We start from the raw sequence: 13,878 nt of genomic DNA, 5'->3' as shown, positions 1-13,878 counted from the left end.
CTCGTTACGGCACGGGGGAATGTTTCGAGTGTAGACGGGCAATCAGGCGGGAGTGAAACGTGGGAAATTTTATCTGCAAAAAGCAAAACCCCCGGCCTGGGCCGGGGGGTTTGTTATCACTCGTCGAGGAAGGAGCGCAGATGCTCGCTTCTCGTCGGGTGGCGCAGCTTGCGCAGCGCCTTGGCTTCGATCTGACGAATCCGTTCACGGGTCACGTCGAACTGCTTACCAACCTCCTCGAGGGTGTGGTCGGTATTCATGTCGATACCGAAACGCATGCGCAGTACCTTGGCTTCACGGGCAGTAAGGCCGGACAGCACTTCGCGAGTCGCTTCTTTAAGGCTCTCAACGGTAGCAACATCGATTGGCGACTGCATGGTCGAGTCTTCGATGAAGTCACCCAGATGGGAGTCTTCGTCATCACCGATCGGGGTTTCCATGGAGATCGGCTCTTTAGCGATCTTCAATACCTTGCGGATTTTATCCTCGGGCATTTCCATGCGTTCGCCCAGCTCTTCCGGGGTCGGTTCGCGACCCATTTCCTGCAACATCTGCCGGGAAATGCGGTTGAGCTTGTTGATCGTCTCGATCATGTGCACCGGAATACGGATGGTGCGGGCCTGGTCGGCGATCGAGCGAGTGATCGCCTGACGGATCCACCAGGTGGCATAAGTCGAGAACTTGTAGCCGCGACGGTATTCGAACTTGTCCACCGCTTTCATCAAGCCGATGTTGCCTTCCTGGATCAGATCGAGGAATTGCAGGCCACGGTTGGTGTACTTCTTGGCGATGGAAATCACCAGACGCAAGTTCGCTTCAACCATCTCTTTCTTCGCGCGGCGGGCCTTGGCCTCACCGATCGACATGCGACGGTTGATGTCCTTGATCTCGGCGATCGTCAAACCGGTTTCGGTTTGCAGTGCGGTCAGCTTCTGCTGGCAACGAATGATGTCCGGTTGCAGGCGACCAATGGCTTCAGCGTATTTGCTTTTGCCTTTGGCCAGCGCATCGGTCCAGCTTTCGTCGACTTCATTGCCCGGGAACTGGCGCAGGAAGTCGGCACGCGGCATGCGGGCATCACGAACGCAAAGTTGCATGATCGCGCGCTCTTGCTGACGCAGACGATCCAGGGCGCTGCGAACACGCTCGACCAGGCCTTCGAATTGCTTCGGCACCAGTTTGATCGGCATGAACAGCTCAGCCAGGGCAATCAGCTCGGCAATTGCCAGCTTATTGCCACGACCGTGCTTTTTCAGGGCCTTGCGGGTGATTTCCATCTGATCGGAGACAGCGCCAAAACGCTGTGCGGCGATGACCGGATCCGGACCGCTTTCGGCTTCTTCTTCGTCATCAGTCGTCGCTTCGGCGTCATCGTCGTCGGTGTCGTCGTCCGCTTTCACGGCTTTCGGGTCGACAGGCGGTGGCACTTCTGCAGCAGGCGGCGCAATGCCGTCGTCCGGGTCGATATAACCGCTCAGGACGTCGGACAGGCGGCCACCTTCGGTGGTGACGCGAGTGTATTCGGAGAGAATATGGTCAACCGTGCCAGGGAAGTGCGCGATTGCGCCCATCACTTCGCGGATGCCCTCTTCAATACGCTTGGCGATTTCAATTTCGCCTTCACGCGTGAGGAGCTCTACCGTACCCATTTCACGCATGTACATGCGCACCGGGTCGGTGGTGCGACCAATGTCGGTCTCGACCGCTGCCAACGCTGCTGCTGCCTCTTCGGCCGCGGCTTCGTCGGTATCGGCGTCGGCCAGCATAAGGGAATCCTTATCTGGCGCAACCTCGAATACGTTGATCCCCATGTCATTGATCATGCGGATGATGTCTTCCACCTGTTCCGGATCTGAAATATCCTCCGGCAGGTGGTCGTTGACCTCCGCGTAAGTCAGGTAACCCTGCTCACGACCAAGTGTGATCAACTCTTTGATACGAGACTGCTGTTGCGCTTTTCCGGACATAACACCCTATCCACTGAAGGTCTTGGCGGGCAAAAAACAAGCCGAGGATTATACCTGAGCTATGACCTCACGCGCCAGTTGAGGTCGGGTTTGATGCGGAAACATTGCGACTTAAAAGGTCGCGCAGTTGATTTTTCTCTTCGGCACTCAATTCGCTTTGCCGCGCTTTTCTGAGAAGTTGTTCCAGGTTTCGCTCGCGTTGGCGGGCGGATAAACTAGTAATGGTGTCGAAAAACTGTTGTTCAAGGTTATCTCCGTCAATCAGCCATTCCTTTTCCGCCAGCGCCTTGAGCAAACGCCCTTGTTCGGTACCGTGCCAGCGTGCGATCAACTGAAATGAGTTTAGCTTGGGATTCTTCTGTACGGCTTCGAGAAGGGCCACCAGCAGTTGCGTATTAGTGTGATCCTCGGCAGCAAAGTGCCCGGCATCCTCGACTTTTTCGGCCAGTTGCGGATGGTGCAATAGCGTGCGCAAGGCGGCCAGGGTGGGGGGTTCGACCGCGGCCGGCACCCGTGGCGCGCGGGGTTGGTCGCGATCGCCGCCGTGTTTGCCATTCTTGTCCCACGGTTTCTTGTCCCACTTCTTGCCGCCGGCGCCGGGTTTCTTTGGCGTCCATTCCTGCTGCGGCACGTACATCTCCTGTGCCTGCGGCTGATGGTAGTCGCTGTAATCCGGCATGGCGTCGTAATCGATGCCCGGGTCGTAGGCCGGTGGTGCTTCCTGGGGCGCGCTTTGCACCAGTTGGCTCACGGCTTCACCGCTCAGGCCGGTGATTTCGCTCAGGCGTTGGCGCATCAGGATGCGCAGGTTGGCACCCGGGACTTTGTCGATCAGTGGCGCGGCGAGGGTGGCCATGTGGGCCTTGCCTTCCAGCGAGCGCGGGTCCGATTCCTCGGTCAGCTGTTGAAAAAAGTAATCCGCTAACGGTTGGGCGTGCTGGTTGATCCGTGCGCGGAAGGCATCAGTGCCTTCGGAGCGAACCAACGTATCCGGGTCTTCGCCTTCCGGCAGGAACAGAAAACGTGCGCGCCGCCCATCCTGCAGGCAGGGCAGGGTTGCTTCCAGCGCCCGCCACGCGGCGTTACGGCCGGCCTGGTCGCCGTCGAAGCAGAACAGCACATTGGGTACGACGCGAAACAGTCGCTTCAAGTGCTCTTCGCTGGTGGCGGTACCCAGGGTTGCCACGGCATTGCGCAGGCCTTGCTGGGCGAGGGCGATGACATCCATGTAGCCTTCGACGACGATGATTTCGTCGAGATTGCGGTTGTTCTTGCGTGCCTCATAAAGACCGTAGAGTTCCTGGCCTTTATGGAATACCGGCGTTTCCGGAGAGTTCAGGTATTTGGGCTTGTCGTCGCCCAGTACCCGGCCGCCAAAAGCGATGATCCGCCCACGGCTGTCGCGGATCGGGAACATCACGCGATCGCGGAAGCGGTCATAGCGTTTGCCGGTTTCGGCGTTCTCGATCAGCAGGCCGGCATCGACCATGGCTTTCTGCTGAAGAGTGTCGCTACTCAAGTGCTTGAACAGATTGTCCCAGCCGGGCGGGGCGAAACCGAGGCCGAAGTCCCGGGCGATTTCGCCGGTAAGCCCGCGACCTTTCAAGTAATCCACGGCGGCTTTGCGCGACGGATGGCTCTTCAAGGCCTGTCGGTAGAAGTCGGCAGCCGCGGTGAGCAGGGGATAAAGTGGCGAGTCGGTCGGCTGCCGCGGTTTGTGCGGCCGGCCGCTTTCTTCGCGGGGTATTTCCATGCCGGCGGCTTTGGCCAGTTCTTCGACAGCCTGGACGAAATCCAGGTTGTCGTGGTCCATCATGAAACCTAGGGCATTGCCGCCAGCGCCGCAGCCGAAGCAGTAATAGAACTGTTTGTCGGGACTGACGCTGAAGGACGGGGTTTTCTCTTTGTGAAAAGGGCAGCAGGCGGTGTAGTTCTTGCCGGCCTTTTTCATTTGCAGGCGCGAGCTGACCACATCGACGATGTCGGTGCGGTTCAGAAGGTCGTCAATGAAGCTCTGGGGAATTAGCCCGGCCATGGCGTTCTCGTCATCTGCGCTGAAATGGACCCGAAACAAAAGGCGGCCGAATGCGGGTCGTTGTTTGAGGCGCGCAAAATGTACGGCTCGACCTGTCTCGTCTGCGTAATCGCTGTCGGGAAGTGTATCCGCCGAAAATCCACTGACGTTAGTACCAATCAGTATTCGACTATTTGAAAATATTGCGCTGAAATCCGCTGCGGCCAGTCGATGGCCCCGGATCGCTCATAAGCGGGCACGCAAGAAGGTGCCTTGGGCTGATCGTCGTGAGAGGAATCAGTGGGTGTGCTCGTCAGTAGCCTTGGAAGGCTCGTCAGAAAAGACGTGCACCGCTGGCAAAAGAGCCAGGTCTGACGCTGTGAAGCAGGTTTGTCTCGGTCGCATCGGCGGCTTTGACGGTGAAGCATCAAGCGTATTACGCAAATGCCATTAGCCCGGCTGAGGGCCGGGCTTGGCAGAAGCTTGCTACGAACGTCTGTGTATTAGTACAGACGAACGGCGCGGCGCTGCTCGCGCTGAACTTTCTTGGCGTGACGCTTAACAGCGGCTGCTGCTTTACGCTTACGCTCAGAAGTCGGCTTCTCGTAAAATTCGCGGCTACGAACTTCAGCCAGAACACCGGCTTTTTCGCAGGAGCGCTTGAAACGACGCAGAGCTACGTCGAAGGGTTCGTTCTCTTTTACTTTGACGGCTGGCATCCAGAGCTACCTTCATTCATTACCGGGGTCAACATCCTCGTGGCAAAAGAGCACTTGAAGACGTCGGTTTTTAAGGGTTGCGGATGTTAACCCCTCATCGCTCGGAATGCAAAGCCTCTGATCGAAAACCGCTGGTCGGGGCATCACGTGGCGACTATTATGCGCGCCTTCGAACTCAGCCTAAACAAGGCGCAAACCCATGCTAGTACTGGGATTAGAAACCTCTTGCGACGAAACTGGTGTCGCATTATATGACAGTGAACGCGGCCTGCTGGCCGACGCGCTGTTCAGCCAGATAGACCTGCACCGTGCCTATGGTGGCGTGGTGCCGGAGCTGGCCTCGCGTGACCACGTCAAGCGCATGCTGCCCTTGATTCGTCAGGTGTTGGCCGAGGCCGACTGTGTGCCGACCGAGATCGATGCGATCGCTTACACCGCGGGTCCCGGGCTGGTCGGTGCGTTATTGGTGGGGGCTTCCTGCGCCCAGGCGCTGGCCTTTGCCTGGGGCATTCCGGCCCTTGGTGTGCACCACATGGAAGGCCATTTGCTGGCGCCCATGCTGGAGACGCAACCGCCGCAATTTCCGTTCGTCGCTTTGTTGGTGTCGGGTGGTCATACGCAACTGGTCCAGGTCGACGGAATCGGCCAATACACCTTGTTGGGCGAGACCCTCGACGATGCCGCCGGTGAGGCGTTCGACAAGACTGCGAAGATGATGGGTCTCAATTATCCAGGCGGTCCGGAGATCGCGCGACTGGCGGAGCAGGGGGTTGCAGGACGATTCACTTTCCCGCGTCCGATGTGTGACCGCCCGGGCCTGGCGTTCAGCTTCAGCGGCTTGAAAACCTTTGCCCTGAACACCTGGCAGCAATGCGTCAGCGCCGGGGACGACAGCGAGCAAGCCCGTTGCGACATCTCGCTGGCGTTCCAGCAGGCCGTGGTGGAGACTTTGACCATCAAGTGCAAGCGCGCCCTCAAACAGGCGGGTATGAAGCGTCTGGTGATCGCTGGGGGCGTCAGCGCCAACAAGGCATTGCGCACTTCTCTGGAGAAAATGCTCGGGGATATGCGCGGCGATGTGTTTTATGCCCGTCCCGAATTCTGTACGGATAACGGCGCGATGATCGCGTTCGCCGGTTGTCAGCGCTTGCAAGCGGGCCAGCACGAAAGCCTGGCAATCAGCGTCCAGGCACGCTGGCCAATGGAGCAATTGACGGCGCTGTGATGAGCGGCGCTCATGTCCGGTATTAGAAATGCCGTTCGCGCCCGGCCAACAGGTCGCGTAGATTGCCGCGATGACGCCAGACGATCAGCGCGGTGAGCGCACTCATGGGCAACAGTGCCGCCGGCTCTTGCCAGGCCAGCAGCGGCAGGGTCAGCGGCGTGGCGATCAATGCGGCGAGCGAGCTGGTGCGGGTCAGGTAAAACGTCAGCAGCCAGGCGCAAACGGCCAACAGTGCCGCAGGCGGGTACAGGCCGAGCAACATTCCGGCGGCGGTGGCGACACCTTTTCCACCGCGAAATCGGAAGTACAGCGGAAACAGGTGGCCGATGACGGCGCAGATGCCGATCCAGGCCTGTTCCTGCAGCGAAAGCCCTGCAACTCCTGCGATCAGCACTGGCAGCAGGCCCTTGCAGAGGTCGCCGAGCAAGGTCAGGGTGGCGAGCTTTTTGCCTGCCACGCGCAACATGTTGGTGGCACCGGCATTGCCCGAGCCACTCATTCGCGGATCGGGGTTACCGGTCAGGCGGCTGAGCAAGATGGCGAAGGACAGAGAGCCGAGCAGGTAGGCGAGGATCGCCAGTAACCAAAACATGCTAACTATTCCGGGCGAGGACGCCCTGATTCTAACGGCGCATTGCGCCCTTGTCGTGCAGCGGAGAAAAGTGCTTGGACAGAGTGTTTATCGAGGGCCTGGAAGTCGACACCGTGATTGGTGCCTACGACTGGGAGCGAGGCATCCGGCAGTGCTTGCGTCTTGATCTGAGCTTCGCCTGGGATAATCGCCCGGCGGCAGCCGGTGACGACCTGACGCTGGCGCTCGATTACGCGAGCGTTTCATCGCGCATCCAGGCGTTTGCCGAGCAGGCGCAGTTCCAGCTGGTCGAAACCTTTGCCGAACGGCTGGTTGAAGTGCTGATGAGCGAGTTCAATATCACCTGGATGCGACTCAAGCTGACCAAGCCAGGTGCAGTACCGGCTGCCACCGGTGGTGTGGGCGTGGAGATCGAGCGCGGATGTCGCTGACTCAGGTTTATCTCGGGCTCGGCAGCAATATCGAGCGCGAATCCCATTTGCAGGCTGGCCTGGACGCCTTGGCCGGTTTCCTGGTGGACATACGTTGCTCGGCGGTGTTCGAAAGCCAGCCAGTGGGGATCAAAAGCGGGCCGTTCTTCAATTTCGTGGTCTCGGCGTACACCGATCTGCCGCTGGTGGAGTTGGACCGTCGGTTGAAATTCATTGAGGCGGATAATGGTCGTTACGCGCCGGACCGCAAGGGTTTGCCGCTGGATATCGATGTGCTGCTGTTTGGTGATCTGGTGGGCAACTTCGATGGTTTGATTCTGCCGCGGGCCGAGATTCTGAAAAATGCCTTTGTGTTGTGGCCGTTGTCGCTGATTGCGCCGGATCGCGTGCATCCGGGTATCGGCAAGAGCTTTGCGACGTTGTGGAGCGAAGCGCGGATTGATCAGGTGTTGGCGCCAGTGGCGTTTGAGTGGCGCGGAGAGCAGTTGACGCCTTCAGATTTGCTTTGAATTGGATGACGCCTTCGCGAGCAAGCCCTCTCCCACACTGGATCTCGGGTGTTCACACCAATGTGGGAGTGGGCTTGCTCGCGAAGCTTTCAGACAGACGCCGCCTCTTTGTAGGATTTCAACGCTTTCAAGCGTTCTGTTTTCAACGCTTCTCCCAGTTCAGGCCCCTTGAATCCCTTCTCCAGTAACGGCTGCACCGCGACACTGCGAGCCGCCGTCGCTGCTCCACGCAAATAATCCGCCTGTGGATAACTTCTCTGCTCCAGCCCCTTGCGCCCACGCGCGTCCATCTCGCACGCCGCGATAAATTCCTCGAACCGGTGCGGCCGGCGGTAAATATCGAAACTCTGCAGCAATTCGAGCAAGGTCGACGGCTTCAGCTCCAAGGCACGATGACCATGGGTGTGATATTGACCGACCAGCAGAGCCAGTTCCTGGCAGTCCCTGGGTGCCTTGAAGCGTTCATTGACCGCCTTGATCAGCTTCAGGCCCTTGTGCTCATGGGCAATGTGTCGGGGCCATTCCTCCTCGGGCGTGAGTCCCTTGCCCAGATCATGCAGTAGACAGGCCCAGCGCACGGTCAGCGGTTGTTTGTGCAGGGCTGCTTGCTGTAGCACGCTCAAGGTGTGCACGCCAGTGTCGATTTCAGGATGATGGGCTTCCGGTTGGGGCACGCCGAACAATGCATCGACTTCCGGCATCAGCACCTTGAGCGCACCGCATTCGCGCAGTACTTTAATGAATACCTGAGGCTGATCTTCCATCAATGCGCGGGAGATTTCTTTCCAGCTGCGCTCCGCTGTCAGGGCTTGCAATTCGCCTGACTCGCTGAGTTGGCGCATCAGCTCCATCGTTTCAGGAGCTACGGTGAAACCCAGTTCGGCGTAGCGCGCCGCAAAGCGTGCAACACGCAGTACCCGGAGGGGATCTTCGGCGAAGGCGGGGCTAACGTGACGAAGCAGGCGAGCTTCGAGGTCGCGCTGGCCATGGTAGGGATCCGTCAGGATTTGCTGATCGTCTTCAGCCATGGCATTGATCGTCAGGTCGCGACGGATCAAGTCTTCTTCGAGGGTGACTTCGGGACTGGCGTGAAAGGTGAAGCCGCCGTAACCGCGCCCGCTTTTGCGTTCGGTTCGGGCAAGGGCGTATTCCTCACCGCTTTTGGGATGAAGGAATACCGGGAAATCCGCACCCACCGGGCGGAAGCCCTTGGCGAGCATTTCTTCAGTGGTGGCGCCTACAACGACCCAGTCGATATCGGTGACAGGTTTGCCCAGCAGGCGATCGCGAACTGCCCCGCCGACTTTATAAATCTGCATAAAAAACCTCCGTTAGCTCGACAGAATAACCTTTGCGTCGAACTTCCGGAGGCAGAAACAGGATCAAAGATGGATAACAGCCAGATCCAGTCGGCCGTAATCACCCTCGCTGTGTTCACCTCTAGGCGGAACGTGATGGGTTTTCATCACTTGGTCGCCTTGCAAGGTTTCCAGGTGAATGTCGAAGCCCCAGAGGCGATGCAGGTGTTTGAGTACTTCCTCGGTGGATTCACCCAACGGTTTCCGGTCGTGTTGCTGGTGGCGCAAGGTCAGCGAGCGGTCGCCTCGACGGTCGATGCTGTAGATCTGCACGTTGGGTTCCCGGTTGCCCAGGTTGTACTGCGCCGCCAAGGTTTCCCGAATGATGCGATAACCCCCTTCGTCGTGAATCGCCGGGACCAGCAGGTCTTCCTTCTGATCGTCATCGAGAATGCTGAACAGCTTCAAGTCGCGGATCACCTTGGGTGACAGGTACTGCAGAATGAAACTCTCGTCCTTGAAACTGCTCATGGCGAACTTGATGCTCGACAGCCAGTCGGTGCCGGCAATTTCAGGGAACCAGCGGTAATCCTCTTCGGTTGGGTTTTCGCACATGCGCCGGATGTCCCGGTACATGGCAAACCCCAGGGTGTAAGGGTTGATACCGTTGTAGTAGGGACTATCGAAGCCAGGCTGGTAGACCACGCTGGTATGGGATGTCAGAAACTCCATCATGAATCCGTCAGTCACGAGGCCTTCGTCATACAGGTCGTTCATCAGGGTGTAATGCCAGAATGTGGCCCACCCCTCGTTCATCACCTGAGTCTGGCGCTGCGGGTAAAAATATTGTGCGATCTTGCGCACGATCCGCACGATTTCCCGCTGCCATGGCTCCAGTAGCGGTGCGTGTTTTTCGATGAAGTAGAGGATGTTTTCCTGGGGTTCGGCGGGGAAGCGCGCATTGTCCTTGTCGCTGTACTTGTCTGCGCCTTTGGGAATGGTCCGCCACAGGTCGTTGATCTGCTTCTGCAGATGCTCTTCCCGATCCTTTTGCCGGCGACGTTCTTCTTCCGCCGAAATAGGGTATGGGCGCTTGTAGCGGTCAACCCCGTAATTCATCAGCGCATGGCAGGAATCGAGCAGGTCCTCCACGGCATCAATGCCGTGGCGCTCTTCACACTGCATGATGTACTGCTTGGCGAACACCAGGTAGTCGATAATCGAGCTGGCATCGGTCCAGGTGCGAAAGAGGTAATTGCCCTTGAAGAAGCTGTTATGCCCATAGCAGGCATGCGCGACGACCAGTGCCTGCATGCAAATGGTGTTTTCTTCCATCAGGTAGGCGATGCACGGGTCCGAATTGATCACGATCTCGTACGCCAGCCCCATCTGGCCGCGACTGTAGGATTTTTCGGTACTGAGGAAGTGTTTGCCGTAGGACCAATGGTGATAACCCAACGGCATGCCGACGGAGGCGTAGGCGTCCATCATCTGCTCGGCGGTGATCACTTCGATCTGATTGGGATAAGTATCCAGGGCATAACGAGCCGCCAGGCGACTGATTTCCTTGTCGTAGGCCTGAATCAGCTCGAACGTCCACTCGGAGCCGGTGGAAATGGGTTGGCGCTTCTGCTCTTTGGCGGTCATGTCACTAACCTGCGCTGGAAGAGTTCACGGAAGACCGGATAGATATCCCCGGCCGAGACCAGTTGTTGCTGGGCAAAAGTGTCAGAGAAGGCTTCGGCGATGCGTTCGTATTCGAACCACAGGGCCTGGTGTTCGCGTGGGGTGATCTCAACGTAAGTGTAGTACTGCACGAACGGCATGATCTGGTTGATCAGGATGTCGCGGCAAATCGGTGAATCGTCGTTCCAGTTGTCGCCGTCGGAGGCTTGAGCGGCATAGATGTTCCACTCATTGCTCGGATAGCGTTCAGCCATGATTTCCTGCATCAGCTTGAGTGCACTTGAAACGATGGTGCCGCCGGTTTCGCGGGAGTAGAAAAATTCCTCCTCATCCACTTCCCTGGCACTGGTGTGGTGACGGATGAACACGACGTCGATCTTGTCGTAGTTGCGCTTGAGAAACAGGTACAAAAGTATAAAGAATCGCTTGGCGATGTCCTTGGTCGCCTGGGTCATGGAGCCGGACACGTCCATCAGGCAGAACATCACCGCCTTGGAACTCGGGTTCGGTTGTTTGATCAGCAGGTTGTACTTGAGGTCGAAGGTGTCGAGAAACGGAACGCGATGTATGCGCGCACTGAGTTTTTCGATTTCTGCTTCGATTTCCTGAATATCTCCGAAGTTATCCGGCTCGTCACGTTTCAGTCGAAGAAGTTCTTCCTTGGCTTCACGCAATTTCGCCCGGCTGCTGCCAGACAGGGCGATTCTGCGCGCATGGGCCGAGCGCAGAGTGCGGATAATATTGATCCGCGATGGATTGCCTTCATTGCTGATACCGGCACGAACCGTCTTGAAGGTATCGGTGCCGGTCAGGTTGCGCTTGACCAGGTTCGGCAGCTCGAGGTCCTCGAACATGAATTCGAGAAATTCCTCCTGGGTGATCTGGAAGACGAACTCGTCCATCCCTTCGCCCGAGTTACCGGCCTTGCCGGGGCCTCTGCCGCCGCCACCTCCAGGTGGGCGGGCAATATGCTCGCCGCTGGTGAATTCCTTGTTGCCCGGGTGCACGACGGTCTGCTTGCCGCCGCGACCATGATGAAGCACCGGCTCGTCGATATCGCGGCCAGGGATGCTGATTTGTTCGCCGTGTTCCATATCGGTAATGGAACGCCGGCTGACCGCCTCTTCGACAGCCTTCTTGATGTGGTCACGATAACGCCGCAGAAACCGCTGACGGTTCACCGTGCTCTTGTTCTTGCCATTGAGACGTCGGTCGATCACATAGCTCATGACTGCTCCTTAGAAGCTGTCCTGAAAGGGGCGAGCGGTTATGCAGCATCGACCGTGCCAAGGGATGTTCACGCTCCCCCAAGCGCTTTGGATACTGCTTGAAACTCGCTACCGACTTTCGAACACCTTCCAGAGGCCTGTGTAACAGAAAATGTGTACACAGACCTCTGGCTGACGACAACCGGTCTGACCGGCAGCGGGTTACTGTGATTTTCTGACCCGCAGGTACCACTCGGACAGCAGTCGTACCTGTTTGTCGGTGTAGCCCCGCTCGACCATCCTTGTGACGAAGTCGTTGTGCTTCTGCTGATCCTCTTTGCTGGCCTTGGCATTGAAGCTGATGACTGGCAGGAGGTCCTCGGTGTTGGAGAACATTTTCTTCTCGATGACTACCCGCAGTTTTTCGTAGCTGAGCCAGGTTGGGTTCTTGCCATTGTTGTTGGCTCGGGCGCGCAGCACGAAATTGACGATTTCGTTGCGGAAATCCTTCGGATTGCTGATGCCTGCCGGTTTTTCGATTTTCTCTAGTTCTTCGTTCAGCGCTACGCGGTTGAGAATTTCGCCGGTTTCCGGATCGCGATACTCCTGGTCCTGGATCCAGAAGTCGGCGTACAGCACATACCGATCGAAGATGTTCTGGCCGTATTCGCTGTAAGACTCGAGGTAGGCGGTCTGGATCTCCTTGCCGATAAATTCGATATAGCGTGGTGCCAGGTACTCCTTGAGGAAGCGCAAGTAGCGTTCGCGGGTCTCGGCCTGGAATTGTTCCTGTTCGATCTGTTGTTCCAGCACGTAGAGCAGATGCACCGGGTTGGCGGCGATTTCGTGCGGATCGAAGTTGAAGACCTTCGACAGGATCTTGAACGCGAACCGGGTCGAAAGGCCGTTCATGCCTTCGTCGACACCCGCGTTGTCGCGGTATTCCTGAATCGACTTGGCCTTCGGATCGGTATCCTTGAGGTTTTCGCCGTCATACACCCGCATCTTGGAATAGATGTTGGAGTTTTCCGGCTCCTTGAGACGCGAGAGCACGGTGAACTGGGCGAGCATCTTCAGGGTGTCAGGCGCGCAGTGAGCCTTGGCCAGCGAACTGTTGAACAAGAGCTTGTCGTAAATCTTCACTTCGTCGCTGACCCGCAGGCAGTACGGCACCTTGACGATGTAGATCCGGTCGATGAAGGCTTCGTTGTTCTTGTTGTTGCGGAAGGTGTGCCATTCCGATTCGTTGGAGTGAGCCAGCAGGATCCCGGTGAACGGAATCGCGCCGAGACCTTCGGTACTGTTGTAATTGCCTTCCTGGGTGGCGGTCAGTAATGGGTGCAGCACCTTGATAGGCGCCTTGAACATTTCGACGAATTCCATCAGGCCCTGGTTGGCCCGGCACAGTGCGCCCGAGTAGCTGTAGGCGTCGGCGTCGTTTTGCGGGAATTCTTCCAGCTTGCGGATATCAACCTTGCCGACCAGCGCCGAAATGTCCTGGTTGTTCTCGTCACCCGGTTCGGTTTTGGCCACGGCGATCTGGTTCAGGATCGACGGATAGAGTTTCACCACGCGGAACTGGCTGATGTCGCCGCCGAATTCGGCCAGGCGCTTGGTGGCCCATGGCGACATGATGGTGTTGAGGTAGCGCCGCGGAATGCCGAAGTCTTCCTCGAGGATCGCGCCATCTTCAGTGGCGTTGAACAGACCCAGAGGCGATTCGAATACCGGCGAGCCCTTGATCGCGTAGAAGGGTACTTTTTCGATCAGCTGTTTGAGCTTCTCGGCCAGGGACGATTTACCACCGCCGACGGGGCCGAGCAGGTAGAGGATCTGTTTCTTTTCTTCCAGGCCCTGAGCGGCATGGCGGAAATACGACACGATCTGGTCGATGCATTCTTCCATCCCGTGGAAGTCTTCAAAGGCCGGATAGCGGCGGATCACCTTGTTGGAAAAGATTCGCGACAGCCTCGAGTTGGTCGAGGTGTCGAGCAGCTCCGGTTCACCGATGGCCAGCAAAAGACGCTCGGCTGCGGAAACGTAGGCGCTGCGGTCCTGTTTGCACAGTTCAAGATACTCTTGCAGCGAGAGTTCTTCCTGGCGTGTGGACTCGAAGCGTTGTTGGAAGTGGCTAAAGATACTCATGACGTCACCTCGCTCGATACGTGGAGCCGACGCCGAATCAATCAGTCGATGCTGGCAGCAACCGGATATGCAGTTGCTGTTTAC

General features: G+C 57.7%; 11 protein-coding genes. 3 read left to right on the top strand and 8 right to left on the bottom strand.

What is annotated here, in order from left to right:
- Positions 1–116: 116 nt before the first annotated feature.
- The 3 genes from rpoD to rpsU all read right to left on the bottom strand — a co-directional run bounded on the left by rpoD (position 117) and on the right by rpsU (position 4,700).
- On the bottom strand, positions 117–1,967 hold the full coding sequence (gene rpoD / locus ACA041_RS29360) for an RNA polymerase sigma factor RpoD (RefSeq protein ID WP_497438948.1): 1,851 nt from the start codon (positions 1,965–1,967) through the stop codon (positions 117–119).
- A 67-nt stretch (positions 1,968–2,034) separates the two neighbouring features.
- Entirely contained in the window at positions 2,035–4,002 is a 1,968-nt protein-coding gene (gene dnaG, locus ACA041_RS29355; protein ID WP_497438947.1) for a DNA primase, read from the bottom strand.
- A gap of 482 nt (positions 4,003–4,484) precedes the next feature.
- Positions 4,485–4,700: a 30S ribosomal protein S21 gene (rpsU, locus tag ACA041_RS29350; protein ID WP_002551877.1), complete on the bottom strand. Its 216-nt coding sequence runs from the start codon at positions 4,698–4,700 to the stop codon at positions 4,485–4,487.
- A gap of 199 nt (positions 4,701–4,899) precedes the next feature.
- On the opposite strand from rpsU, the gene tsaD reads away from it, so the two are divergent.
- Positions 4,900–5,925 carry a tRNA (adenosine(37)-N6)-threonylcarbamoyltransferase complex transferase subunit TsaD gene (gene tsaD, locus ACA041_RS29345; protein WP_497438946.1) on the top strand — a complete coding sequence of 342 codons (1,026 nt, stop codon included), beginning with the start codon at positions 4,900–4,902 and terminating at the stop codon, positions 5,923–5,925.
- A 22-nt stretch (positions 5,926–5,947) separates the two neighbouring features.
- Here tsaD and plsY read toward each other — a convergent pair whose 3' ends face one another.
- On the bottom strand, positions 5,948–6,517 hold the full coding sequence (plsY, locus tag ACA041_RS29340; protein WP_497438945.1) for a glycerol-3-phosphate 1-O-acyltransferase PlsY: 570 nt from the start codon (positions 6,515–6,517) through the stop codon (positions 5,948–5,950).
- 74 nt (positions 6,518–6,591) lie between these two features.
- Here plsY and folB point away from each other — a divergent pair, with 74 nt between their 5' ends.
- Both folB and folK read left to right on the top strand, forming a co-directional pair.
- A complete protein-coding gene (gene folB / locus ACA041_RS29335; protein WP_008027044.1) occupies positions 6,592–6,948 on the top strand; it encodes a dihydroneopterin aldolase in 357 nt (118 codons plus the stop codon).
- On the top strand, positions 6,939–7,457 hold the full coding sequence (gene folK, locus ACA041_RS29330) for a 2-amino-4-hydroxy-6-hydroxymethyldihydropteridine diphosphokinase (RefSeq protein ID WP_497438944.1): 519 nt from the start codon (positions 6,939–6,941) through the stop codon (positions 7,455–7,457). The genes folB and folK overlap by 10 nt, the downstream gene beginning before the upstream one ends.
- Positions 7,458–7,546: 89 nt before the next feature.
- Here folK and ACA041_RS29325 read toward each other — a convergent pair whose 3' ends face one another.
- From ACA041_RS29325 to ACA041_RS29310, 4 genes are all read right to left on the bottom strand, one after another.
- On the bottom strand, positions 7,547–8,776 hold the full coding sequence (locus tag ACA041_RS29325) for a multifunctional CCA addition/repair protein (RefSeq protein ID WP_497438943.1): 1,230 nt from the start codon (positions 8,774–8,776) through the stop codon (positions 7,547–7,549).
- Between the two features lie 63 nt (positions 8,777–8,839).
- Complete coding sequence (locus ACA041_RS29320; RefSeq protein ID WP_128873971.1) at positions 8,840–10,402, bottom strand: SpoVR family protein; 1,563 nt, start codon at positions 10,400–10,402, stop codon at positions 8,840–8,842.
- Positions 10,399–11,670 (bottom strand): YeaH/YhbH family protein, encoded by a 1,272-nt coding sequence (locus ACA041_RS29315; RefSeq protein ID WP_010467159.1) that lies wholly within the window; start codon positions 11,668–11,670, stop codon positions 10,399–10,401. The genes ACA041_RS29320 and ACA041_RS29315 overlap by 4 nt, the downstream gene beginning before the upstream one ends.
- A gap of 201 nt (positions 11,671–11,871) precedes the next feature.
- Positions 11,872–13,794 carry a PrkA family serine protein kinase gene (locus ACA041_RS29310; protein ID WP_045059965.1) on the bottom strand — a complete coding sequence of 641 codons (1,923 nt, stop codon included), beginning with the start codon at positions 13,792–13,794 and terminating at the stop codon, positions 11,872–11,874.
- Positions 13,795–13,878: the final 84 nt, after the last annotated feature.

It is taken from the genome of Pseudomonas sp. LBUM1676 (assembly GCF_059695605.1).
The sequence above is the reverse complement of the archived record's forward strand: the minus strand, read 5'-3'. Positions and strand labels throughout refer to the sequence as shown.